The following is a 25,915-nucleotide window of genomic DNA, read 5'->3' as shown; positions in this document are numbered from 1 at the left end:
ACCGGGGACGGGCGGGCTCAGTGGAGCTCGGCGCCGTGGGGCGTGTCCGGGTCCTGGTCCGGGTAGAGGTAGATCGGCGCCAGGCGCCGGTCGGTGGAGTCGGCCGGCTCGCCGGAGTGCACGAGGCGTCCGCCGCCGCCGCCCAGGCCGCCGAGACCGCCCGGGTCGCCCGGCACCCAGTACAGGCCCAGGCAGGCGTCCCAGGACTCGGTCAGGCCGGTCTCGGCGTTCACCACCGGTTCCTCGCGGGGGACGACCCGCTGCTGGGCCACCGCGCCCTCGGCCGCGCCCTTCTGCAGCGCCTCGGCCCACTGCTCGTCGGAGACCAGCCAGCCGCAGGTGATGCCCTTGCCGGCGAAGCCGCCGTCGGGCTTGAGGATCAGGTGCTCGCGGCGCTCGCGGCAGTCCGCGACCACGGTGTCGAGCCCGGCCGCGCCGGGCACCAGGGCGCGGGTCCAGGGCAGCACCCGGTCCACCATGTCCCGTTCCTGCTGCGACATGTGACCGCGCAACTGCGGGTCCGACAGGTACGCCAGGAACCGCTTGTTGTCGGTCAGGTCGCACTCCAGCGGGGCCCAGAGCGCCACCTGCCCGGAGCGGTGCGCGTCCCGCAGCCGGACCGTGGTGCGCCAGGCGTCCGGGTCGTCGACGACCTGGTCCAGGTCGAACAGCCGGTAGACCAGGTCCACCCGGCGGCCCTGGAAGCGCACCTCGGAGGCGGTCACCTCCAGCTCCTGGACCTCGCCGATCCGGCAGTCCAGCCCTTCGGCCTCCAGCAGGCGCCGCAGCAGGTACCAGGAGCCCTCGGCGTAGAGGTCCAGGCCGCCGGTGCCCTCGACCATGGCGATGACCGGGTCGCGGCCCGAGCAGACCGGGGCGGCCGCCTCGCGCAGCGCCTCGGCCAGCAGCGTCGTCTGGGAGAGGTGGTGCAGGCCGTGCGCCGTCCCGAACGCGCGGAACGCGTCGTCGGCCCAGAACATCTCCGCGAGCGGCTGCACCCACTCCTGGCCGCCGACGGATCCGCCGACGTTGAACTCCAGCACGCGCAGCGCCTCGCCGTCGTGATAGGCGTCGATCCGGCCGAAGCGCGGCGGGCTCTGCTTCTGGAAGTCCCCGACCAGTTCGGCCTTGCGCGGGTCCAGGCCGAGCGCCCGGCAGGTCCGTTCGACGTCGCCGTCGAACAGCCGGGCCGGCAGGGAGGTCAGCAGCTCGACCGAGCCGAGCAGGTCGGCGCCGAAGGCGCGCATCTCCGACTCGGGGTAGACCAGCGGCCGGCTCAGGTACCGGGCCCGCTTCAGGTCGGCGAGCACGGGGTGGCGCCGCGGGTCGATCGACCGCAACGGGCTGTCCGGGCGGGCGAGTTCGGCGTTGAGCAGGGCGCTCACCGGTTCCTTCGACAGCACGCCTCCGCCCGACATCACGCCTCCACCCGTCGGTCGATCACGCCGCGGACCTTGCCGCTGACCGGGTGGCGCGGCAGTTCTCCCTCCCCGAGGCATTCCACGGCGAAGTGCAGCAGCAGTTCGTCGGTCTCCCACTCCTGCCGGGAGCCGAGGAGCGAGAACCTGGACTCCAGGTGCGCCTTCACCACCGCCGGGTCCAGCGGACGGGCGGACTCGGTGCGGATCACGATGGACTCGTGCCCGTCCAGGGAGGCCACCTCGACCTGCACCTGGGAGACCTCGAACGCGGCCAGCTCGGCCACGACGTCCGCGTAGAGCATGGTCTGGGCGTGGGCCTTGATCTGCCCGTCGGAGCGTCCCAGGTACTCCAGCACCCGGCCGGTGAGGCCGCAGCCGCAGCTGTACGGGAAGATCCGGCCGATGTCGCCGATCCGGTAGCGGATGAGCGGCCCTTCGAGCTTCTGCAGGCTGGTCACCAGCAGTTCGCCGACCTCGCCGTCGGGCAGCGGACGGCCCTGTTCGTCGACCACCTCGATCAGGTTGTAGTCGTCGCAGACGTGGTGCAGCGTGCCGCTCATCTCGGAGCACTGGTAGCCGAGTTGGGCGCCGTCGTTGGCGGCGAGGATGCTGGCCACGGTCTTGGCGCCCAGCTCGTCGCGGAGCCACTGCTTGTCGGTCTCCATCATCGGGCTGCCGCCGTACAGCACCTTCTCCAGCCGCAGCTCCGGGAAGGCGGCCTTGGCGGCCCGCAGCACCGGCAGCAGCAGCGCGGGCATGCCCAGCACCACGTTGGCGTCGAAGTGGCGCACCAGCATCAGGATGTGGTCCGCGCTCGCGCTGCCGCCGACGGTGTAGGTCTCCACCGGCATCCGGGAGAGCTCGTTCTGGCTGGTCACCAGCCCGCCGTAGAGCTCCCCGCCGAACAGGGTGTTGATCACCCGGTCGCCCGGCCGCAGGCCCAGCGCGTACAGCACCGGGATCGCCTCGCGGACCATGTTGGTCCAGTCGGCACGGGAGTAGACGATGTAGCGGGGGGTTCCGGCGGTGGCGCCGCTGCGCAGGACCTCGCCGCTGGGGCGGTCGCCGCTGGACAGGTCGCGCGCGGTCGGCAGCGAGTGCTGCTCCAGGTCCGACTTGTTCAGGACCGGCAGCCGCTGGAGGTCGGCGCGGGCCGTCACCCGGGGCAGGTCGAGCCCCCCGTAGTACGGGGTGCGCCGGGCTCGTTCGACCAGGTAGCGCAGGCGCGCCGCCACCCGGCCGTCCAGCCCGTCGGCGGCCGCGGCCCGGGCCTGGGCCAGCGTGGTGCCCGGGAGGTACGTGCGCCGGGACAGCGCCTGGGCCCAGCCGGAGGTGCAGTCGAGCCGGAAGCGCCGGGCCTCGACGGCGGCGTCCGGGGTCGTGCCGGCGACGGCCGGCAGCGGCGGGACCTCGACCGCGACGGCGTCCGGGAACGGCTCGCCCGGCTCGGCGGTGCGCAGGGCGGGCAGCGGGAAGCCCGGGGCGCGCAGCAGGTCCTCGACGGTGCGCCACCACTGCGGCCGGGTGGTCCGGACGATGACCTCGTCGCCGGAGGCCCAGGCCAGCAGCAGACCGCGCACGGCCGGCTCGGCGGAGGCCGGCGCGGAGCCGACGGCCGGGGCCTGCGGAACGGCCGGGTCGTCCAGGACGACCGTGCCGACCGGCGAGAAGACGATCACGTCGTCGCTGTCCCGCAGCGGACGCCACGGGTACTGGCTGACGCCGCCGAAGAGCTCGTCCAGCCCTTCGGCCAGTTCCTCCGTCCGGAACAGGAAGGCGGCGCCGGCGTCGACGAGCGCCTTGGCCGCGGGCGAGCCGGGGTCGCGCGCCAGCACCTGCTCGACGTGTTCGACGGCCAGCAGCAGATCGGTCGGGTGGTACGGCCCGGCGTCGGCGGTCCGCGCCTCGGCCGCCGAGCGGATCGGGGTGGTCGTGGCGGTCACGGCCTGGGACCTCCTGGGGTGTGGGCGGGCTCGGGCTGGCTCACCCGGATGGAACGGGTGCAGTCCGCGAGGAAACGGGCGAGTTCGTCGGGGTCGGGGTGGGAGGCCTCGATGAAGGCGGGGACCTGCCACTCCTGGTAGGTGATCCGGGCCGAGCCGCCCTCCGGCTCGGTGCCGGGGCCTTCGAGCAGGTGCAGCCGGTCCAGCGCCGGGTGCTCGCGCAGGTGCTCGGGCACCTCGGTCCGCCAGGGCCGGGAGGGGTCCAGCCGGTGCCCGGGGAAGATGGCGAAGCCGTGGTAGCGCCCGCTCGGCGCAAGGCGGTCCGGGCGCGGCAGGCCGAGCCGGATCGCGATCTCGTGCCGGGCCAGGTGGACCCCGGTGTGCCGCAGGTGGGAGGTGACGATGCCACCGCCGCCGAGCCGGTTGGCGACCTCCAGGAAGACCAGCTCCCCGGCGGCCGTCTCGAAGAACTCCAGGTGGATGCAGCCGGCTGCGATCCGGAGCGCTTCGACCACCTGCTCGGTGAAGGCGGTGTGACGCGGGTCGGGCGGCAGCTGTCCGGTGGCGATGGGGGCGCCGGCGGCGAAGTCGACGGGCTTGCCGACGTACCGGCTGACCACCAGGTCGCTCACCCGCCCGTCGGTCACCAGCCCGTCGGCGTGCAGGAGTTCGCCCTCGACGTACTCCTCCAGCTGGTAGGCCTCCCGGTCGGGCAGGCCGCGGTGGTGGGCGACGGCCTCCTCGGCCGTGGCGTGGACGGTGACCCCGTCGCTGGAGGCGCCCAGCCGCGGCTTGACGACCGTACGGCCGGTCCACGGCAGCCGGCCCGAGGCCGGGGGTGCCGCCACGAACCGGGGGTGCCGCACGTCGGCGTCGACCAGCGCCTGCTTCATCGCGACCTTGTCGCGGATCAGTTCCAGGTCGGCCCGCTCGGGGCCCGGGATGCCGAGGTGCTCGCGGATCGCCGCGGCCTCCAGGATCCCGAACTCCGAGAGGGCCAGGACCTGTTCCCACCCGTCCTCGCGGCGGGTGCGGGCGATGATCTGCTCGGCGAGCCCGTCCGGACCGTCGAGGACCACCCGCCCGCAGCGCAGCGGCTCCGGGATCTCCGCGATCGAGTCGGCCGTCCCGAAGTACGTGACGTCGTGGGCCTCGTGGTCGAGCCCCAGGTGGTAGTCGATCTTGCGGTACGGGACCTGATGCATCACCAGGATCTTCACAGTCTGCACTCCAGGGCCGTGATCCCCCAGGTGAACCCCATCGCGCTGGTGGCCAGCAGGATCAGGTCGCCGTCGTGCACCCGGTCCTGGTCCACCAGCTCGCGCAGCGCGATGAGGGTGTCCGCGCCGCCCATGTGGCCCTGCCGGTCGTAGGCGAACACCGACTTCTCCTCGGGCAGGCCGAGGGTGGCCAGCAGCCGCTGGTGCATCCACCGGTCGCCGTGGTTGATCAGCAGCTGGGCGACGTCGTCGATCTTGGCGCCGAGCGCCCGAAGGGTCTCGTTCACCAGGGTGCGGAAGTTCTCCACGTAGGCGTCCGCCAGACCGCGCCGGTGGGGCTCCTGACGGATCACCACGCCCTCGGGGCGGTGCTCCCCGCGGTAGTAGTCGGCCCAGCTGCCGTCGGTGCGCATGGCGGAGTGCGCGAGGGTGAAGGACCCGGGCCCGGCGGTGAGCAGGACCGCGGCCGCCGCGTCGCCGAAGTTGAACAGGTCCAGGCTGGCGGGGTCGGAGCGGTCGACCAGGCGGCTGAGCCGGTCGGCGATCAGCACCAGGGCGTAACCCTGGTCCGGGTCCGGTCCCTGCGCGTCGAGCCGGTCGCCCGCTATCTGCAGCGCGGTGGCACCCGCGTTGCAGAAGTTGCCGACCTCGAAGCAGTGCGCCCGCTCGATGCCCAGCGCGTGCGCGACCTTGGCGGCCGGGGACCAAAACGGGTGGTCCCACTCCCCCGAGCCGGCGTACAGGACGGTGCCGATCCGCTCCGGGGCGATCCCGGTGCGCTCCAGGACGGCGCGGGCCGCGTCCCGCGCCAGCTCCCAGGAGGCCTCCTCCTCGCCCAGCCCGGGGAACCCCTCGGCGTGGGTGACGGCGAGGATGTCGGCCAACGGCACCCCGGAGGCGGCGTGCAGGTCGTGCACGTCGACCCGCCCCGCGGGGTACCGGACCGCGAAGTCGGCGATGGCGCTCACTGCACCCGCTCTTCGACCGGCTTCGCGTCGCTGTCCGCCGACTCGATGCTGACGCGGTGCACGGTGCGCCCGACGCCGGGCTCGACCTCGGTCGCGATGTGGTAGGTCGTGCGGGTCTTCCAGATGACCAGGTCGTGCGGCGTCCAGCGGTGGGTGTAGACGTGGCTCTCGTCCGTGATCAGCTCGTCCAGCAGCGCGAAGAAGGCCTCGTTCTCGTTGGGGTCGAAGCCCTCGATGCCGTCCATGTACTCCCGGCTGCCGTAGACGTAGGAGCGGCCGGAGCGCTCGTCCTTGGCGATGACGGGGTGCTGGACCGGCGGGTGCTCGAACTCGGCCTGGGCCCGGAACTCGGCCGCGGACAGGCCCACGTGCTCCGGACGGATGCGCAGCCGCTTGCTCACGGTGTGGTTGCCGGTCCGGTCGGCCAGCCGGGCCTTCCACTCCTCGGGGAGGCGGTCGTAGACGTCCGCCGCGCTGGCGAACTTGGTGTGGCCGCTGGTCGAGGGCACGTTGACGCCGTGCAGCATGGTGAACGGCGCGGGATCGGCGACGAAGGTGGAGTCCTGGTGCCAGAAGTTGCCGACCCGGGCGACGCCGACCGGCTTGCCGTCCTTCTGCTCGTTGGAGGAGATCATGATCTCCTCGTACTCCGGGTGCCGGTACTTGCTGATCACGAACGGCACCGGGCGGCCCAGCCGGCGGGCGAGCTCGATCTGCTGCTCGGGCGTCAGGTCGATGGAGCGGACCACGACCACGTCGTGCGCGTGCAGCGAGTCGACCAGGTCCGCCCACAGGGCCGGGTCCTGCAGGTCCTCGTAGGTGACGTCGGTGAACTCCACGCCGACGTACGGGTTGCTCGGCTTCTTGGCGGTCATCGCGATTCCTCCGTGAAAGGGGTCGAGGGGTCGAAGGCCTGCAGGCAGTGGTGCAGCGATTCGGCGAAGCGGGCGATCTGCTCCGGGGTCCGGAACGGGGCGACCGTCACGCGGTAGCGCTCGCTGCCCTTGGCGACCGAGGGGTAGTTGATCGGTTGGACGTAGATGTCGTGCTGCTCCAGCAGCATCGAGGCCACCTGGCGGACGCGCTCGGCTCCGCGCACCATCACCGGCACGAGGTGGCTGTCGGCGTCGAGGAACTCGATGCCGCGCACGCGCAGTTCGGCCTTCAGCAGGGCGACCTTGGCGTCCAGCTCGGCCCGGAGCTCGATCCCCTTCTGGACGATGTCCAGCGTGCAGAGGGTGGCGTCCATGGAGGCCTGGGGCAGCGCCGTGGTGAAGATGAACCCGGGCGCCTGCGACCGCACGTAGTCCAGGGCGACGTCCGGGCCGGCCACGTAACCGCCCACCGTGCCGAGGGACTTGCCGAAGACCCCCTGCACGAAGGTGGCGCGGTGGTCGCCGAGCTCCTCGCTGAGGCCGGCGCCGGTGGCACCGCGCACCCCGATCGAGTGGGTCTCGTCCAGCCAGGTCAGCGCGTGGAACTCCTCGGCGAGGTCGAGGATCTCCGACAGCGGCGAGGTGTCGCCGTCCATCGAGTACACGGACTCGAACACGATGAGCTTCGGCAGGTGGGCGGGGGTCGCCTCCAGCCGGGCGCGCAGGTCGGCCACGTCGTTGTGCGCGAACACCTGCTTGGGCGCGCCGGAGCGGATGATGCCCTCGATCAGCGACCGGTGGTTGAGCGCGTCCGAGAACACCACCATGCCGGGCGTGGCGGCGATCAGGGTGCTGAGCGACTCGAAGTTGGCGACGTAGCCGCTGGAGAAGACCAGCGCACGCTCCTTGTCGTGCCACTCGGCGATCCTGCGCTCCAGCTCGACGTGCGCCACGCTGGTGCCGGCGATGTTGCGCGAGCCGCCGGTGCCGGTGCCGTGCTGCGCGACCGAGGCCTGCTGCGCGGCGATGGCGTCCGGGTGCTGGCTCAGGCCCAGGTAGTCGTTGCTGCACCAGACCTGCACGAGGCGGTCGTCGTGCCAGGTGTGGCCGGGTCGGGCCGCTTGATGGGCGACCGGGAGGAAGTCCCGGTAGAGCCGGTTGGCCTTGAGTTCGTCGAGCCGGAGCCGCAGTGGGTCCAGGATCGACGCGTCTGTCGGTGTTTCCAGGATCTCGGCAGTCATTCGTTTCTCCGCTGGCAAGTGCGATGCGTTCGAGGCGGCGTGCAGCCGCTGCACCGCTGACGAAAAGACTGCCGGGGACGCTTCCCGATCCGTTCCCGCACCGCTCCCGGACGCGGTCCCGGCGGCGCTCCGGGACACGCTCGGGGACGCGATCAGGGACGGCCGGAAGGGGCCTGGAAAAGCTCGAATTGTAACGCCAGGTAACACGGGTCGGCGGGTGCACGAATCGAGTCAAAAGCCTTGCAAACCCGGACTTTTGACTTTGCGGCAGGTTGTGACCCACAGGTACCGAAATCAGACCTATCGACCGCAGGATCATCGGCATTCCGGCTGGTATGCCGGAAATGCTACGGCCCCGTTCGGGGCCGGCGCACAATTCACTGGCCGGTCGCCCCGGTGTTGCCGCACGTCAAATCCCTGAAAAAGTGAGGAAGCTCGCGTCCGGTGGATCAGCCCCGGCCGTAGAATGCGGGCAGTTGTGCCGACGGTGCGCGTATTCGGGGAGAGGGGCATTGTGGGCGATCCGCGGTTCCTGCTGTTGGGGCCCTTGGAGGTGTGGGCGGGGGACCGGCGGATTCCGCTCGGCGGCCGGGTGAACGAGAAGGTCCTGACCCTGCTGCTACTGGCTCCGGGACAGGCCCTGTCCGTGTCCCGGATCGTCGAGGGGATCTGGGGCGAGGCCGCACCGGAGACCGCCACCCACCAGGTCCGCAAGGCGGTCTCCAGCCTGCGCACCCGGCTCCCCGGCGGCAAGCAGCTCATCGAGACCGTCGGCACCGGGTACCGCATCGCCGTGCACGACGACCACCTGGACGCGATGCGGTTCGCCGCGGCCGTCCAGCGGGCGCAGGCCCTGCTCGGCGAGGACCGGAGCGACCTGGCGGCGGAGGAACTGCGCACCGCCCTGGACCTGTGGCGCGGCGCCTCCCTCGACGACCACGGGAGCGCGGTGATCTCGGCGGCGTCGGCGGCCCTGGAGGAACGCCGGATGGCCGCCCTCGAACAGCTGCTGGCCCTGCGGCTGGACTCCGGGGAGGGCCCCGAACTCGTCGGCGAACTGCGCGACCTCGTCGCGGCCAACCCGCTGCGGGAACGACTGTACGGCCACCTGATGCTCGCCCTGTACCGCTCCGGGCGCCGGGCCGACGCGCTCGACGTGTTCCGCTCCGTCCGGCGGCTGCTGCGCGAGGACCTGGGCGTCGACCCGGGCCCGGAGCTGATCGGCCTGCACGAGGCGATCCTGAAGGACAGCCCGGACCTCCTGGCCGCCTCCCCCGCGGCGCGGACGGCGCCCGAGCCGGCCGAGCCCACGCAGCAGCCCGGCACCGTTCCCCGCCTGCTCCCGAGCGACCTGCCGGACTTCGTCGGGCGCACCGCGGAGCTGGCGGCGGTCGTGGCGGCCGCCGCCGAGGCCGGACGGGCAGGCGGGCGGATCGTCGCCGTCGACGGCATCGGCGGCTGCGGCAAGACCTCCTTCGCGATCCGGGCCGCCCACACCATCACCGCGGCCTTCCCGGACGGCCAGATCTTCCTGGACCTGCAGAGCCACAGCCCGGGCGAGGAGCCGATCAGCGCCCACACCGCGCTCGACATCCTGCTGCGCTCCCTCGGCAAGCGCCCGGACGAGATCCCCGACGACCTCGCGGGCCGGACCGGCATGTGGCGCAGCTGCCTCACCGACCGCCGCTACCTGCTCGTCCTCGACAACGTGCGGGAGGTCGGCCAGATCCGGCCCCTGCTGCCGGCCACCGCGGGCAGCATCGCGATCGTCACCAGCCGGGCCCGGCTGGTGGACCTCGACGGCGCCCGGTGGGTCTCGCTGGGTGAGCTCTCGCCGCTGGAGAGCTCCGCGTTCCTGGCCCGGACCCTCGGCCCCGACCTGGTCGCCGCCGACCTGCGCAGCGCCAACGACCTCGCCGAGTTCTGCGGCCACCTCCCGCTGGCGCTGCGGATCGCCTCGGCCCGGCTGTTGAACCGCCCGGGCTGGACGCTGGACCGGATGGTGCGCCGGCTCGCCGACCAGACCCGGCGCCTGGACGAGCTCAGCAGCACGGACCGCAGCGTCGAGGCGACCCTCCGGTCCTCCTACGACGCCATGGAAGCGCCGGTGCGCACCGCGTTCCGGCTCACCGCCCAGCACCCGGGCGGCGCGCTCGACGTCCACTCGGCGGCGGCCCTGCTCGGCCGCGACCTGTCCGCCGCCGACTCGGCGCTGGAGTCGCTGCTGGACGTGCGGTTCCTGCAGCTGCGCAACGACGGCCGGTACGGGTTCCACGACCTGGTGCGGGCGTTCGCGCTCCGGCTGCCCGACGCGGACGGCGAGGCCGGCATCGCCCTGCGCCGGCTGCTCGACCACTACTGCCAGACCACCGACGACGCCTGCGCCCGGGTGTTCCCGTACTGGCGCCGGCTGGACACCACCTTCCGGCCGGAGTCACCGTACCTGCCGCGCTTCCCGGACCACGGCGCCGCCCTGGAATGGCTCGACCGCGAGCACTCCAGCCTGATCGCCGTGGTCCGGCGGGCCGAGCAGGAGCGGCTGGACCTGCACGCCGCGTACCTCGCCCGCAACCTGGCCTACCACCTGAACCTGCGCGGCTACTTCGAGGACTACTACGAGGTCGCCAAGATCGCCGTCGCCTGCGCCCGGCGCCTCGGCGGCTCCTCGCTGCTGCTGCTGAGCCTGTCGAACCTGGCCGCGGTGTGCTGGAAGGTCGGCCGGCTCCCGGAGGGGGTCGCGGCCGCCGAGGAGGGGCTTGCCGCCTCCATCGCCATCAACGACGCGCACGCCGAGGCGCGTTGCCGGGGCACCCTCGGGATGCTGCTGACGACCGTGGGCGCCTACGACGCCGCCCTGCCGCACCTGGAGCGGAGCATCGCGCTGGGCACCGAGGCCGGCCTGCAGCGGGAGACCGCCGAGTCGCTGACGGTGCTGAGCATGCTCCACGAGAACTGCGGCGACTTCCGCCGCTCCGTCGAGTCGGCCCAGGCGGCGGTGGACATCAGCCGCCGGCTGCACGCGGTCGAGATCGAGGTCGCGGCTCTGACCGACAAGGCCGTCGCCCATCTGCGCTGCGGTGAACTGGCGCAGGCCCGGGCCTGCGTGGACCAGGCCAGGCCGCTGTCGGACGAGTCGAAGCTCCCCGGCAACGTCGCCCTGCTGCTGGCGGTCTGTGCCGAGGTCGCGGCGCTGAGCGGGGACGAGGCGGGGGCCGTCGAGCCGATCGAGAGCGCGCTGCGGCTGGCCGAGGCGAGCCGGACTCCGGTGCGCCAGGCGGCGGTGGCGAACATCGTGGGCCGGGCGCGGTTCGCCGTGCGGGACTTCGAGGGGGCGCTGAAGGCGCACCGCTACGCCTACCGGCACGCGAGCACGATCGGGTACCGGATCGAGGCGGCCCGCGCCCTGGAGGGCATGGAGGCGGCGGCCGCCGTGCTCGACGGCGCGGACCGGCCCAGCCCGGGGCGCATCCCGGTCTGACGCTCCGTCCGGGCTGCGTCCGACAGCCCCCTGAACCGATCGAACTCGATCCCTCATCGAGCGGTATCGATCCCCACAGGGCGGTATCGAAACGGGAACTGCCCGGGATTGTCATGCACGAGGCTATGACCAGCACCACGCACCACGGCACCAGGCACCAGGCACCAGGCACCAGGCACTGGAAACGGTTTCACTCACGAGAGGGCATCAAGGGGCATGGTCAAGAAGATCTCCGTCCGGGCCGGGGACGCGGCACCGCACTCCGCGTACACGGGAGGCTCCGGCGGAGGCGCCGACATCGGGCCCAGCTGACCCGGCGGTGCTCACGACCACCCCGGCGTCCCGCTTCGAACGGAAGGTCCCCATGCACAACGGCACAGTCCGCAGCATCCTGGCGAAGGCGGGTGTGGTGGCCGTCGCCCTCGTGACCGTCGGAGCGGCGACGACCGCCGCCGCCGCGAACTCCGCCGACGACACCGGCGTCACCGGTGTCACGTCGGTCGGCAAGCCCCAGCCCAAGCACGGCGGAACGGTCCGCATCGCCCAGCGGCCGAACGACAGCCCCAACGTGATCTGGCCGTTCATGGACGTCAACCAGGTCACCTCGATCAACATCGGCGAGTTCCAGCAGTTCTTCTTCCGCCCGCTGTACTTCGCCGGCCGGGACGACAGGATCGCCATCGACGACGACCTGTCGCCGGCCCAGGCCCCGGTCTGGAGCGAGGACGGACGGACCGTCACCATCCGCCTCAAGAACTGGAAGTGGAGCAACGGCGAACGGCTCACCGGCCGCGACGTCCAGTTCTGGATCAACATGGCCAAGGCCGAGAAGGAACACGACGGCTACTACACGCCGCCGATGACCATCGCGGGGACGACGACCAATTACTTCCCGGACAACGTGGTCTCCACCTCGGTCGCCGAGCACGGCATCTCGATCACCTTCGACCAGGCCTACAACCGGACCTGGGTGCTGCAGAACGTCCTGACCACGATCACCCCGATGCCCCGGGCCTGGGACGTCACCGGCCCCGACGGCGCGCGCGGCAGATGTTCGGCGGACGCCGTGGACACCCCGACGCTGAAGGCCGACTGCGACCCGGTCTTCCGCCACCTCAGCGCCGCCTCCGTCGACAAGAAGACCTTCGCGACCAACCCGCTCTGGCAGATCTCGGACGGCCCCTGGAAGCTCAAGTCCTACGACGCGGCCTCCGGCGCCTACGCCATCGTCCGCAACAAGGCCTACTCCGGCGTCCACAAGCCGTACCTGGACGAGGTCGACTTCGTCCCGTACAAGAACGCCGAGGCCCAGTACGCGGACCTGCAGGCCGGCGCGTCGAGCCCGAACGCCCTGCAGATCGGCATCCTGCCCAAGGCCCACGCGGCCCGGTACGACCCGGCCGACCTCCAGGCCGGCAACCCGCTGGCCGGGCAGGGCTACCACATCGCTCCCCGGACCTACCTGGACTCGATCAGCTACTACCAGCTCAATTTCCGCAGCAGCCGGCACGGAAAGCTGTTCCGGCAGGCCTACTTCACCAAGGCGCTCCAGGACTCCTACGACCAGCAGGGCGTCATCGACGGCCCCCGCAAGGGCTGGGGCCACCCGACGATCGGCGCCGTGCCGGCCCTCCCCGAGGGCAACCCGCTGTCGCCCAACGCCCAGCAGCACCGGATGAAGTTCGACCTCGCCGAGGCCCGCAGCCTGATGGCCGCCAACGGCTGGGACCTGAGCACCACCCCGGCCGTGTGCCGCAACCCGGGGACCGGCCCGGGGCAGTGCGGCGCCGACATCGCCGCCGGCGACAAGGCGGAGTTCGACCTGGACTACCAGGCCGGCAACGCCGACCTGCCGGGGATCATGGCCGCCTACCGGACGAACCTCGCCCAGTCGGGGATCTCCGTGAACCTGGCCGAGGTGCCCGTGGACCACCTCCAGAGCGAAGCCTCCCTGTGCACCCCGGCCAACCCCGCCGGCTGCGCCTGGGACGCCGCCCTCTACGGCGGCTGGGTCTACTCGCCCCAGCTCTACCCGACCGGTGACTCCCTCTTCGCCACCGGCGCCGCGGCGAACGTCTGGGGCTACTCGGACCCGCACCTGGACCAGCTGATCGCCAAGACGATCACCAGCAACGACATCCAGGACATGTACGCCTACGAGGACTACGTCAACGACCACCAGCCGGTGATCTACACCGACGACATCGTGGCCATCTACGAGGTGGCCGACGGCCTCCGGATGCCGGTCCAGGACCCCTTCGAGGGCTACCAGCCGGAGTTCTGGTACTACACCAAGTAGGGCGCGAGAGCAGGAACCGGGCCCCTCGCCGGACGCCCCGCGCGTCCGGCGAGGGGCCGACCGGTCGTCACGGCCGAGCCCGAGCCCGAGCCTGAGCCCGAGTCGGCGCCTGGGAGCTTTTCCTACGAGTCAACATGGTCGCCCGTCGGCCACGTGGCCGAGACAATCCGATCCGCATGGCCGAAACCGCGGACAGAAAGAGTGTGGACACGTGGCGACGACGACTGAAGTTCCTCCGGCCCCTTCCCAGGACCGCTTAACGGCGGTTCCCGTGCTGTACCGGCGGCCGCTGCTCGCCGTCTCCGCCGGCTTGGGCGTGGTGCTGATGGCCCTGTCGGGGCGAAACGGCTACCACGTCGACGAGTTGTACAACCGGGCCTCCGGCGGGCACCTGGCCCTGGGGTACGTCGACCAGCCCCCGCTGGTCTCCGTGATCGCCAAGCTGGAGACCACGCTGTTCGGCGACACCCTGGTCGGGTTCCGCGTGGTGCCGGCGCTGATGGCCTGCCTGGTGGTGTGGGTGGCCGGCCTCACCGCCCGCGAACTCGGCGGCGCGCGCGGCGCCCAGCTCTTCGCCGCCGCCGCGTCCGGCGCGACGGTCGTCACGCTCAACGCCGGGCACGTGCTGACCACCAACATCCCCGACCTGCTCACCTGGGTCGCCCTGGGCTGGCTGTTCATCCGCCTGCAGCGCACCCGGGACACCCGGCTCTGGCTGGCCATCGGCACGGTCGCCGGGGTGGGCCTGCTCGCCAAGAACCTCGTGGTGCTGCTGGTCCTCTCCCTGCTGGTGGGCCTGCTGGTGGCCGGGCCGCGGGCGGTCCTGCGCAGCCGGCACCTGTGGCTGGGGGCCGCGATCGCCGCGGTGTTCGCGGTGCCGATGGTGCTGTGGCAGATCTCGCACGGCTGGCCGGCGGTGGAGATGAGCGACGCGCTGAAGGTCGCCCTCGGGGACGACTCCCGGGTCGCCTTCGTCCCGTTCCAGGTGATCCTGATCGGCCTGTTCCTCACCCCGGTGTGGGTCGCCGGGCTGGTGGCGCTGCTGCGCCGCCCGGCGTGGCGGGACTTCCGGTTCGTCGGCGTCGGCTACCTGTTCCTGGTGGTGCTGCTGCTCGCCATCGGCGGCAAGCCCGAGTACACCGGCGGTCTGCCGCTGGTGCTGCTGGCGGCCGGCTCCGTCGCGACGGTCGACTGGGCGAAGACCCGGGTCCGCCGCTCGCTGGCCGGCACCGCCCTGGTGGCCAACCTGGTGCTCTCCTCCGTGCTGATGCTCCCGGTGCTGCCCATCGCGGTGTACGGGTCGAACCCGGTGCTGAAGTCGCTCGGGGTCTTCCAGCTCGACCAGTCGCGCTGGCCGCAGCTGGCCGAGGAGGTCGCCGCCGTCAACCGCTCGCTCTCCCCGCAGGACCGCGAGCACGCCGTCGTCTACGCCAACCACTACGGCCTGGCGGGCGCCCTGGACAAGTTCGGCCCGCAGAACGGCCTGCCGCAGGTCTACAGCGGACACAACTCCTACGCCGACTTCGGCACCCCCGGCGACGACAAGAACGTGGTCATCGCGGTCGGCGTGAACCGCGACCAGTTCTCGGCCCTGTTCGAGAGCTGCGACTCCGTCGGCAAGTTCGAGACGGACCTGCCCGTCGCGGACAAGGACACCCCGTTCCTGGTCTGCCACAACCCCCGCGAGCCCTGGGCCAAGCTGTGGCCCAAGCTCACCTGGATCGGCTTCAGCTGCCCGTACACGGCCGAGGCCATCACCGCCAAGAGCGAGAAGGGCTGCTCGCTGACCGACTGAGCGGGCCTGTCCCCGACACGACCGTGGCCCCTGTCCCTCACCGGTGTGAGGGACAGGGGCCACGGTCTTGCCCGGGTGCTCGGTACCTCACTTCAACGTGGGGAACCGCCGCAGCTTGGGGCTCAGGGTGGTGCCGACCGCAACGACGGCCAGGCAGGCGCAGCAGATCAACAGACTGCGCCGGCTGCTCCCGCCCGACATCAGCAGCCCGCCCGCGAGCGGGCCGACCGCGCCGGCGCCGCCCGCGAACAGCCCGACCACACCGCTGAGTCGGCCGCGCAGCTCGTCGGGGGCGACCGTCAGCTGGTAGGTCATGACCGTGGTGAACGCGGTGGGGATCAGGAAGGCGATCCCGCCGAGCACCACACCGGTCGGCACCCCGGCCGGTACCAGGGCCAGCAGCAGCGTCAGCACCGCCGCGGTCCAGGGGAAGCCCAGGATGACGGCGGGCGCGGGCAGGGCGGCGTGCAGTCGGCCCGCGACCGCGGCGCCCAGCAGGCCGCCGATGCCGAACCCGGTCATCATCACGCCCAGTTGGCCGGGGGCCAGGTCGCCCTCGCCGGACCTCGCCAGCACGATGATGATCAGCGCGGAGATGACCAGCTCGCAGCCCATCAGCCAGACCAGCGTCGGCCGGATCACCGGGTGCCCCAGCACCCACCGGAACCCGTCGGCGAGCAGGCCCGCCTTCTCGGGCTCCTCCGCGCTCTCGGACTCCCCCGCCGGCACCGGCCGCGGAAGGCGGAGGAAGCAGAGCACCACGCAGGACGCCACCAGCAGCCCGACGGCGACCGCGAACGGCGCCATCCGGTCGACGGCGAACAGGAAGCCCGCGCCCGCCGGGCCCAGCAGCGTGGCGATGTAGCGGCGCGCGGTGTTGCGCGCCACCGCCTGCGACAGCTGCTCCTCGGGGACGACCTGCGGCAGCGCGGCGTGCTCCGCCGGGTCGAAGGCCGCGCCCAGCAGCCCCTCCGCCACCGCGACCGCGAGCAGGTGCGCCAGGGAGAAGTGGCCGGCGTACAGGGCGATCGCCAGACTCGCCATCGCCACCGCCCGGGCGCACTGGCACACCAGCATGACCCGCTTGCGGTCGAAGCGGTCCACCAGCACGCCCGCCGGGACGTTGGCCGCCATGTGCGCGGCCGCGATGACGGCGGAGACGGCCCCCATCCGGGCCGCGGAGCCGGTCGCCGCCAGCACCGTCAGCGGGAACGCGATCAGGCAGAGCTGGCTGACCAGTTCGGACACCAGCTGACTGCCCCACAGCACGTGGTAGTTCCGGTTCCGTGACAGCGGCGGCAGCGCCGCCGCCGTCACGGAACCGGTGTTCAGCTCGACGGTCATCCGGCCGTCGTCCCGGTGCGCCCGAGCAGCCGGCCCGCGAGCTGGAGTGCCGTGACCCGGCCCGTCCCGGGGTCGCGGACGAACCGGCCGGTGCCCGGCACCCCGCCGCCGCCTCCGGTGGTGAACCGCAGGTCGGCGTAGCAGGTCAGGGTGGAGCGCGGCCCGTGGCCGACGGACAGGGTGAGCCCGTCGGGGCCCGCCTCGACCAGGCAGTCCCAGTCGCCGTTGGCGTACCCGCCCGCGCACTCGGCCGGGCCGGCGACGGGCGCTCCCGGGTCGGTGAGCTCCCGCAGCGAGTGGTTGGCCACCGGGAGCCCGGCGGCGCCGAGTTCGGCGAGCAGGTCCTCCCAGAGCCCGGCCCCGGTGCCGGCGTTGGTGGTGAGCGCCACCGCCGTCCCGGTCGCCGGGTCGAAGCGCAGGTGGGACCAGGTGCCGTCACCGCTGCCGTCGTGCCCGTGCCAGTCCCCGCCGGTGCCGCGGAAGACGGCCCAGCCGAGCCCCCAGCCGTCGGCGAGGCCGAACGGCCCGACGGCGAGCCCGCCGGTCAGGTCGCGGAGCATCGCCTCGGCGGCCGCCGGGTCGAGCACGCCGGACGCGGTCCGGTGGTGCACGCCGGCCAGCCGCACCAGGTCGGCCGCGCTGGCCGCCAGGCCCGCGGCGGGGTCGTCGATCGGGGTGAAGGACTGCTCGGGCACGGTCAGGAGAGCACCGTCCTGCGCCCCGCTGCCCTGGAGCACGTGGCCCTGGGCCACCGGCCGCTCCCCCGGCTGCCCGTTGGAGGCGGCCGTGATCCCGAGCGGGCTCAGCAGCAGCGACTCCACGGCCGTCCGCCAGTCCGTGCCGGTCAGCACCTCGACCAGCCGGCCCGCGAGCACGTAGCCGAGGTCGGAGTACGAGAAGGCGGTGCCCGGCTGGTGCAGCACGGCGCTCTCGCCGCAGTGCTTCTCGACCCAGGTGCGCCGGTCGGCGCTCGGCACCCGCTCCTCGATCGCGGCGACCAGCCCACCGGTGTGGCTGAGGGCCTGGCGCGCCGTCACCCGGCCGACCGGGCCGGCCGCGGAGAGCTCGGGCAGGTAGGCGCCGATCGGGGCGTCGAGGTCGAGCCGCCCGTCGGCCGCCAGCTGCTGCACGAGCAGCGCGGTCACCGGCTTGGTGAGGGAGGCGATGGGGAACGCGGTGTCGGTGGTGACGGGCAGGCCGCTCCCGGCCACCCGCTCCCCCGTCTCGACGGTGAGCAGACGGCCCTCGTGGCGCACGGCGAGCTGCGCGCCCGGCACCCGGTGCGCACGCGCCAGCTCGGCGAGCCGGGCGGCCAGGAACTCGCCGCTGAGGGCAGGCGCCCCGGCGTATCCGGGCGCCTCGGTCCGCGCCGGCCGCCCGGCGACGGGCTGCTCGGCGGCAACGGGCTCCGTGGCACGGGGCTCCGTGACGGCCGGCGAGACAGCAGTCGGCTCGGCGACCGCCGCCAGGCGCTCGATGGTCGGGTGCGCGAACAGGTCCTTCGGCACCAGGTGCCAGCCGGCCCGCCGGGCGCGGTAGACCACCTGGACGCTCAGCACCGAGTTCCCGCCGAGGTCGAAGAAGTCGCCGGTCACGTCGATGGTGTCGACCGGGCGGCCGAGCACGTCCGCCCAGATCGCGGCCAGCGCGGCCTCCGTCGCGTCACGCGGGGCGACCCGGGGCGCGTCGGTGTCGGCCACCGTGCCCGGGGCGGGCAGCGCCCGCCGGTCGACCTTGCCGCTGGGCGTCAGCGGGAAGACGTCCAGCTCCACGAAGAACGCGGGCACCATGTACGCCGGCAGCTGCCGCGCCAGGTGCGCCTTCAGCTCCGCGGCTGCCACGCCGGGAGAACCGGCCGGCACGAAGTAGGCCGCCAACTGCCTGTCGCCGGGCCGGTCCTCGCGCGCCACCACGACGGCCGAGCCGACCTCGGGGTGGCCGTCCAGCACCGTCTCGATCTCGCCGAGCTCGATCCGGAAGCCGCGGATCTTGACCTGGTCGTCGGCGCGGCCGACGAACTCCAGGACACCGTCGGCCTTCCAGCGGACCACGTCGCCGGTGCGGTACATCCGCTCCCCGGCCGGCCCGTAGGGGTCGGCGACGAAGCGGCCGGCGGTCAGGTCGGGGCGGTTGGCGTAGCCGCGCGCCACGCCGTCACCGGCGATGTACAGCTCGCCCGGCACGCCGGGCGGGACCGGCTGGAGGCCGGCGTCGAGCACGTACACCCGGGTGTTGGCGATCGGCCGGCCGATCGGCGGCGCACCGGTGGCGCCGCGGGTCAGCTCGGCGGCGGTCGACCAGATCGTGGTCTCGGTCGGCCCGTACACGTTGGTCACCGACGGCGATCCGGCGGTCAGCGCCTCGGCCAGCTCGGTGGGCAGCGCCTCGCCGCCGACGAGCACCCGGATGCGGGCGAGCACGTCCGGGGCGCCCTCGGCCACGCCGCGCCACAGGCTCGGCGTCGCCTGGACGACCGTGACGCCCTCGGCGTCGACGACCCGGCGCAGCTCCTCCGGGTCGTGCACCAGCTCCTTGTCCCCCAGCACCACGGCCGCACCGCTGATCAGCGGCACGAACAGCTCCAGGTGCGCGATGTCGAACCCGACGGTCGTCACGGCCAGCAGCCGGTCCGCGGGGGTCATCGCGGTGCGCTCCCGCATGTCCAGCACGAAGTTGCGCAGGTTGCCGCGGGTGACCACGACGCCCTTGGGCTTGCCGGTGGAGCCGGAGGTGTAGAGCGTGTAGGCCGCGTTGTCGGGGCTCGACGCCGCGGCCGGTTCCGGCCTGGTCGCCGGGCGGGCCGCCAGCGCGGCGATCACCTCGGGGTCGGTGAGCGCGAGGGCGGGAGTGCCCTCGGGCAGATCGAGGACGGCCGTCTCGCCGGTCAGGGCCAGCACCGGCGCCGCGTCCTGCACCATGAAGGCCAGGCGTTCGCGCGGGTGGTCCAGGTCCAGCGGCAGGTAGGCCGCGCCCGTCTTGAGCACCGCCAGCATGGCCACCAGCAGGTCGGGCGTGCGCGGGCAGGCCAGGGCGACGATCTGTTCGGGGCGCAGCCCGTGCGCCAGCAGGTGGTGGGCGAGGCGGTTGGCGCGGGCGTCCAGTTCGGCGTAGCTGAGCCTGGTGTCCCCGTGCACGAGGGCGGTGCCCTCCGGGGTGGCCGCGGCCTGCTGTTCGAACAGCTCGATGGTGGTGGCCTGCCCGGTCTCGCGGCCGGTGGCGTTCCACCCGTCCAGCAGGACGGTCCGCTCGGCGGCGGGCAGCAGCGGCAGCCGGGCGATCGGGGCTTCCGCGTGGTCGGCGAAGGCGTCCAGCAGGGTGGCCAGGCGGTCGGCGATCCGCTCCACGGTGTCCGCGTCGAACAGGCGCGGGTCGTAGCCGAGGCGCAGGTGCAGTTCGTCGGTGGTGTAGGCGGTGAGGGTGAGCGCGTAGTTGGTCTCCTCCGCGCCGTTGCTCTCGCGCACCACGAGGCCGTGCCGGGCGGGCGCGTCGCGGTCGTACGGGAAGCTCTCGAAGATGACGATGCTGTCGAACAGGTCCGAGTCGCGCGGCACTTCGCTCCAGCCGCGCACCTGGGCCAGCGACACGTGCTCGAACTGGCGGGTCTCGACCTGCTCGTCCTGCATCCGCCGCAGCCAGGACACCAGGTCGAGGCCGCTGTCCACGGTGGTCCGCACCGGCAGGGTGTTGATGAACAGGCCGACGATCTCGTCCGCGCCCGCGAGTTCGGCGGGCCGGCCGGAGACCGTCGCGCCGAAGCAGACGTCGTGCTCGCCGCTGTGCCGCGCGAGCAGCAGTGCCCAGGCTCCCTGCACCACGCTGTTCACCGTCAGGCGGGCGCCCTTGGCGAACTCGTAGAGCCGGCGGGAGCGTTCGGCGGGCAGCCGCAGGTTGACGTCGCGCGAGGAGCGCGCGCCGTGCGCGGTGGAGGGCACCCGGTCGTACGGCAGCGGGGTGGCCGCCGCGAAGCCCGCCATGGTGCGGCGCCAGTGCGCCTCGGCGGCGGCGTCGTCCTGTTCGGCCAGCCACTGGACGTAGTCCCGGTAGGGGCGGCGCGGCTTGGGCGCCGGGGTGGGCGCGCCGCCGAGCGCGGCGTGCTCCTCGAACACCTGGTTCAGCGCGTCGGCGAAGCTCCAGCCGTCCAGCAGCAGGTGGTGGGTGGACCAGTAGACCTGGACGCTGTCCGCCGACAGCCGGGCGATGGTCAGCCGCATCAGCGGCGCCTCGGCGAGGTCGACCTCCAGCGCGGGCAGGCTCTCCCACAGCTCCTGCGCGCGGGCCTGCTGCTCCTGCGCGGACAGGCCGCTCCAGTCCAGGTGGGTCACGGGCAGCCGGACGTCGCGGCGGACGACCTGCAGCGGGACGTCCACGTCGGCCCCGACCACGGCGGTGCGCAGGATCGGGGTGCGGTCGACCACGCGCTGGAAGGCCTCGGCGAGGCGCTGCGGGTCGGCGACGCCGTCCAGCACGGCGCCGAAGTGCGTGAGGTAGACGTCGCCGTCGCCGCCGAGCGAGTGGAACAGCATGCCGCTCTGCATCGGGGTGAGCGGGTAGACGTCCTCGACCGAGCGGCCGTCGCCGGCGATCCGGTCCACCGCGGCCTGGTCCAGCCCGGCCAGCGGGAAGTCCGACGGGGTGCACCCGCCGGCGCCGGGCCGGGCGCAGTGCTCGACGATCTGCTCCAGCGCCGCGAGGAAGGCCTCGGCGAGCCGGGCGACCGTCTCCTCGTGGTGGACGTTGCCGGAGTACTCCCAGCCGAACTCCAGCTCGCCGTCGCGGACCATGCCGGTGACCTCGATCAGGCACTGCCGGGCCTGCTCGGGGCTGCGGTCGGGCACGCCCGGGTTCTCGCACCAGCCGCGGACGAGGCCTTCCTCGCCGCTGCCGGCGTCGAAGCGGCCGTGGTAGTTGAAGCCGACCTGGCACTGCCGGCCCCGGCCCAGGGCGCCGGCCTCGCCGAGGTAGCGCAGGGCGCCGTAGCCCAGACCGCGGGAGGGCACGGTGCGCAGCTGCTCCTTGACGGACTTCAGGGTGGCGCCCCAGTCGTCGCCCTCGGGCAGCTCCAGCGCCACCGGGAACACGGTGGTGAACCAGCCGACGGTGCGCGAGAGGTCGACGTCGTCGAACAGGTCCTCGCGTCCGTGGCCCTCCAGCTCGACCGGCACGGTGCCGCCGGCCCAGTCGCGCAGCACCCGGGCGAGGGCGCTCAGCAGCACGTCGTTGACCTGCGTGCGGTACGCCTCCGGCACCTTGCGCAGCAGGGCGTCGGTGCGTTCGGCACTCAGGCGCCGGGTCAGGGTACGGGCGGAGCCGGCGGTGTTGTCGCCCTGGAGGTCGACCGGCAGTGCGGCCGCGGTCGCGGTGGCCTTCTCGACGCCGGTCCAGTACTCCAGTTCGGTGTCGAAGCCGCCGTCGGCCACCAGGGCGGTGAGGCGCTGCGACCAGTCCCGGAAGGAGGTGGACTTGGGGCCCAGGTCGATCTTCCGGCCGAGGGCGGCCTGCCGGTGCCCGGTGTCCAGGTCGGCCATGATGACCCGCCAGGAGACGGCGTCCACGACGTAGTGGTGGGCGGCCATGAACAGGCGGGGGGCCCGGCCGGCGCCGAGGGTGAAGAGCACGCCCCGGAACAGCGGACCGGTGCGGATGTCGAAGCCGGTCTGCACGGCGGTGACCGCCGCGCGCAGCGCCTCGTCCCGGGCGGTGTCGTCGAGGCCGGACAGGTCGACGACGTCCAGCGGGGCGTTGTCGGCCGTGGTGGCCTCGGCGGCGTCGTTGCGCTGGCGCCACACCCCGCCGACCCGTTCGGCCCTGATCCGCAGGATGTCGTGGTGGTCGAGCACGGCGCCGAAGGCGGCGCTCAGCGCGGCGGCGTCGACCTCGGGGTCCAGTTCGAGGAACAGGGACTGGTTGAAGTGGCCGGGTGCGTCGGGGAACTCCTCGAAGTACCAGTGCTGGACGGGCGTCAGCGGCACCGGGCCGACCACCGGGCCCTGTTCGGCGTCGGGCGAGGTCAGCACGGTGACCTCGCCGGCCAGTTCGGCGATGGTCTGGCGCAGGAACATCTGCTTGGTGGTCAGCCGCAGGTTGGCGCGCCGGGCGAGCGAGACCACCTGGAGGCTGAGGATGGAGTCGCCGCCGAGGTTGAAGAAGTTGTCCTCGACGCCGATCCGGTCGGGCTCCACGCCCAGGACCTTCGCCCAGACGTCGACCAGCACGGTCTCCACCGGCGTGCGCGGGGCGACGCGCTGGGAGGGGTCGGCCTCGGGCTCGGCCACCTCGGGCAGGGCGCGCCGGTCCAGGGTGCCGTTCGGGGTCATCGGGAGCTCGTCCAGGACCATGATGGCCGAGGGGACGGCCTGGCTCGGCAGGTTGCCGGCCAGGAAGGCGCGCAGGTCGGCGAGGTCGGGCGCGCTGTCGCCGGCGGGCACCACGTAGCCGAACAGCCGGGTGTGGCCGCCCTCGACCCGCCGGGCGACGGCCGCGGCGGTGGCGACCCCCGGGTGGCGGGCCAGCGCGGTCTCCACCTCGCCGAGCTCCACCCGGAAGCCGCGGATCTTGACCTGGTCGTCGGCGCGGCCGAGGTACTCCAGGTTGCCGTCACCGCGCCAGCGCACCACGTCGCCGGTGCGGTAGAACCGGCCGGTGCCGGGGCCGCGGACGTCGAGCGGGAACCGCTCGGCGCTCAACTCGGGCCGGTCCCAGTAGCCCTGGGCGATGCCGCCGCCGCCGATGTAGAGCTCGCCGGGCACCCCGATCGGCACCGGGCGCAGCAGCTCGTCCACGACGTACACGGTGGTGTTGACCATCGGCTTGCCGATCGGGACGATCGGCGAGGGCTCGACCGGGTCCCCGCGCAGCGCGAAGACGGTGGAGTCGACGGTCGTCTCGGTCGCGCCGTAGGCGTTGACCGTCAGGGTGTCGGGGCCGACGTGTTCGAGCAGGTCGGCGGCGTCGCCGGCCAGCCAGCCCTCGGCGCCCAGGGAGAGCAGCCGCACCGACTCCAGGCCGCCACCGCCGCGCCAGGCCAGCTCGGTGCTGATGGCCCGGGCCAGCGAGGGGGTGGTGGCCAGGATCTCGGGCCGGATCTCGGCGATCAGGTCGGCGAGCGCGGGCGGGTCGGTGACCACCTCGGCGGGGCAGACCACCATTTCGCCGCCGAAGAGCGCGGAGAACAGGAAGTCGCCGAGGAACAGGTCGACGCCGAAGCTGGCGACGCACAGCGCGCGGCCGCGGATCTCGTCCAGGCCGTACTGGGCGTTCCAGGCCCGCAGGATGTGGTGCACGTTGCGGTGGTTGATCTTCACGCCCTTGGGCTTGCCCGTGGTGCCCGAGGTGTAGATCACGTAGGTCAGGTCGTCCACGGCGACGCCGGATTCGGGCGCCGTGTCGGGCAGGGCGTCGATCACCGCGCGGTCGCGGTCGAGGAGGACCGTGGTCGCCTCGTGCCCGGCGACCCGGTCGGCCACCGAGGTCTGGGTGACGACCACCTGTGCGGCGGCGTCCTCCAGCATCATGCTGATCCGCTGGGCCGGGTAGTCCGGGTCGAGCGGGACGAACGCGGCGCCGGACTTCATCACGCCGAGCAGGGCGACCATCGCGTCCACGTCGCGCTCGACGCAGACGCCGACCAGCGTGCCCGGGCCGACGCCCAGACCGATCAGGTGGTGCGCGAGCTGGTTGGCCCGGGCGGCCAGCCCGGCGAAGGTCAGCTCCCGGCCGGCGCAGCTGACCGCGACGGCGTCGGGGGTGAGCGCGGCCTGCTCGTCGTACAGCTCGTGCACGCACCGGGAGGGGCCGTACTCGACGGTGGGGCCGTTCCACTCGGTGTTCAGCAGGTGCAGTTCGGCGTCGGGGAGCATCTGCAGGTCGCGCATCGGGACGTCCGGCCGGGCGGCGACGGCGTCGAGCAGGGTCACCAGGTGGCCGCTCATCCGCTCGATCGTCGCCGGGTCGAACAGGTCGGTGCTGTACTCGATGTAGCCGGTGAGCGCGCCGTCCTGCTCGAAGAAGTCGAGCGAGACGTCCAGCTTGGCCACGTGCAGCGGCGGGTCGACCTCGGTGACCCGCAGGCCCGGCAGTTCGGTCTTCGCCTCCAGCGCGTTCTGCAGGTTGACCATGACCTGTACCAGGGGCGGGCGGCTCGGGTCGCGCTCGGGGCGCAGGAGGTCGACCAGCCGCTGGAACGGCACCTCCTCGTTGGCGAAGGCGTCGAGCACGGTGGAGCGGACGTCGCCGAGGAAGTCGGTGAAGGAGCGGGCCTCGTCCACCTGCGAGCGCAGCACCACGGTGTTGCTGAAGTAGCCGATGAGGCGCTCCAGTTCGACCCGGCCGCGACCCGCGGTGACCGAGCCCACCGCGATGTCCTGCTGCCCCGAGTAGCGGGCGAACATCAGCTGGCTCGCGGCCACCAGGGTCATGAACAGCGTGGCGCCGCTGCGCGAGGCGAGCTCGGTCAGCCGCCGGGTCAGCTCCGCGGGCACGGTGATCCCGTGGATCGCGCCGGCCGAGCCGAGCACCGGCGGCCGCGGCCGGTCCGAGGGCAGCTCCACCGGCGAGAGCCCGGCCAACTGCTTGCGCCAGTAGTCGAGTTGACCGGCCACCTCGGGCCCGGCCAGCCGCTCCTGCTGCCAGGCCGCGTAGTCGGCGTACTGCACCGGGAGCCCCGGCAGGTCGGCCTGCTCGCCGCGCACCCGCGCCGCGTACCCGGCGTTGAGGTCGTCCACCAGGAGCCCGATGGACCAGCCGTCGCCGATGATGTGGTGCAGGCCGAGCACCAGCACGTGCTCGTCCGCGGCCAGGCGCACCAGCGAGACCCGGAACAGCGGACCGCGGCGCAGGTCGAACGGGGTGGACGCCTCGCGCTCCAGGCAGCGGGCGAGTTCGGCGGCGCGCTCGGGCTCCGGCAGGCCGGCGAGGTCGACGACCTCGACCGGCACCCGACCGGGCTCGTGCACCACCTGGGTGCCGCGGCCCTCGACCTCGCCGATGGTGGTGCGCAGCGCCTCGTGCCGGGCGACCACGGCGTCCAGGGCCGCGCGCAGCGCCTCGACGTCCAGGTCGCCGGTCAACCGCAGCACCCGCGGCGCGTTGTACTCGACGCTGCCCGGGTTGAGCTCGGCCAGGAACCACAGCCCCTGCTGGCTCGCCGACAGCGGCAGCGCGCCGTCCCGGGGCACCGGGGCGATCGAGGCGTCCTCCTCGGGAACGGACTCGGCCTCACCGGCGAGCTGGCGCAGGAGGAGCTCCCGCAGATGGTCGGGCAGCGCCGACAGCTGGTCCTTCGCGGCGGATGGCAGTTCCATGCTGTTCTCTTCTCTCACTTTCAGAAGCTCGG

11 protein-coding genes are annotated in these 25,915 nt (G+C 73.0%); 3 read left to right on the top strand and 8 right to left on the bottom strand.

Annotation, left to right across the window (positions count from 1 at the left end; translation table 11 throughout):
• Window positions 1–17: 17 nt before the first annotated feature.
• The 6 genes from BX285_RS30690 to hemA are packed head-to-tail and all read right to left on the bottom strand — an operon-like array spanning window position 18 to window position 7,668.
• Window positions 18–1,418 (bottom strand): hypothetical protein, encoded by a 1,401-nt coding sequence (locus BX285_RS30690; RefSeq protein ID WP_121178891.1) that lies wholly within the window; start codon window positions 1,416–1,418, stop codon window positions 18–20.
• Window positions 1,418–3,364, bottom strand: coding sequence for a phenylacetate--CoA ligase family protein (locus BX285_RS30685; protein WP_259470851.1), 1,947 nt, complete (start codon window positions 3,362–3,364; stop codon window positions 1,418–1,420). The genes BX285_RS30690 and BX285_RS30685 overlap by 1 nt, the downstream gene beginning before the upstream one ends.
• Window positions 3,361–4,569, bottom strand: coding sequence for an acetyl-CoA carboxylase biotin carboxylase subunit family protein (locus BX285_RS30680; RefSeq protein ID WP_220783990.1), 1,209 nt, complete (start codon window positions 4,567–4,569; stop codon window positions 3,361–3,363). Before BX285_RS30680 ends, BX285_RS30685 begins: the two co-directional genes overlap by 4 nt.
• A gap of 11 nt (window positions 4,570–4,580) precedes the next feature.
• Window positions 4,581–5,552 (bottom strand): 3-oxoacyl-ACP synthase III family protein, encoded by a 972-nt coding sequence (locus BX285_RS30675; RefSeq protein ID WP_121178889.1) that lies wholly within the window; start codon window positions 5,550–5,552, stop codon window positions 4,581–4,583.
• Window positions 5,549–6,427 (bottom strand): TauD/TfdA family dioxygenase, encoded by an 879-nt coding sequence (locus BX285_RS30670; RefSeq protein WP_097234918.1) that lies wholly within the window; start codon window positions 6,425–6,427, stop codon window positions 5,549–5,551. Before BX285_RS30670 ends, BX285_RS30675 begins: the two co-directional genes overlap by 4 nt.
• Window positions 6,424–7,668, bottom strand: coding sequence for a 5-aminolevulinate synthase (hemA, locus tag BX285_RS30665; protein WP_121178888.1), 1,245 nt, complete (start codon window positions 7,666–7,668; stop codon window positions 6,424–6,426). Before hemA ends, BX285_RS30670 begins: the two co-directional genes overlap by 4 nt.
• A 514-nt stretch (window positions 7,669–8,182) precedes the next feature.
• Between hemA and BX285_RS30660 the strand changes: the two genes are divergently transcribed.
• The 3 genes from BX285_RS30660 to BX285_RS30650 all read left to right on the top strand — a co-directional run bounded on the left by BX285_RS30660 (window position 8,183) and on the right by BX285_RS30650 (window position 15,240).
• On the top strand, window positions 8,183–11,146 hold the full coding sequence (locus BX285_RS30660; protein WP_183107255.1) for a BTAD domain-containing putative transcriptional regulator: 2,964 nt from the start codon (window positions 8,183–8,185) through the stop codon (window positions 11,144–11,146).
• Window positions 11,147–11,510: 364 nt separating this feature from the next.
• Window positions 11,511–13,445, top strand: coding sequence for an ABC transporter substrate-binding protein (locus BX285_RS30655; protein ID WP_147465250.1), 1,935 nt, complete (start codon window positions 11,511–11,513; stop codon window positions 13,443–13,445).
• Window positions 13,446–13,716: 271 nt separating this feature from the next.
• The gene (locus tag BX285_RS30650; RefSeq protein WP_097234922.1) at window positions 13,717–15,240 is read left to right on the top strand and encodes a glycosyltransferase family 39 protein; all 1,524 of its coding nucleotides are present in this window, start codon (window positions 13,717–13,719) and stop codon (window positions 15,238–15,240) included.
• 87 nt (window positions 15,241–15,327) lie between these two features.
• Here BX285_RS30650 and BX285_RS30645 read toward each other — a convergent pair whose 3' ends face one another.
• Together BX285_RS30645 and BX285_RS30640 are read right to left on the bottom strand one after the other, a co-directional pair.
• Window positions 15,328–16,584 carry an MFS transporter gene (locus tag BX285_RS30645; RefSeq protein WP_121178885.1) on the bottom strand — a complete coding sequence of 419 codons (1,257 nt, stop codon included), beginning with the start codon at window positions 16,582–16,584 and terminating at the stop codon, window positions 15,328–15,330.
• Window positions 16,581–25,883: a non-ribosomal peptide synthetase gene (locus tag BX285_RS30640; protein ID WP_121178884.1), complete on the bottom strand. Its 9,303-nt coding sequence runs from the start codon at window positions 25,881–25,883 to the stop codon at window positions 16,581–16,583. Before BX285_RS30640 ends, BX285_RS30645 begins: the two co-directional genes overlap by 4 nt.
• Window positions 25,884–25,915 lie beyond the last annotated feature (32 nt).

Origin of the sequence: Streptomyces sp. 1114.5 (genome assembly GCF_003635085.1) — a bacterium.
Lineage (GTDB): Bacteria > Actinomycetota > Actinomycetes > Streptomycetales > Streptomycetaceae > Kitasatospora.
This window is presented reverse-complemented; position numbering and strand designations above follow the sequence as displayed.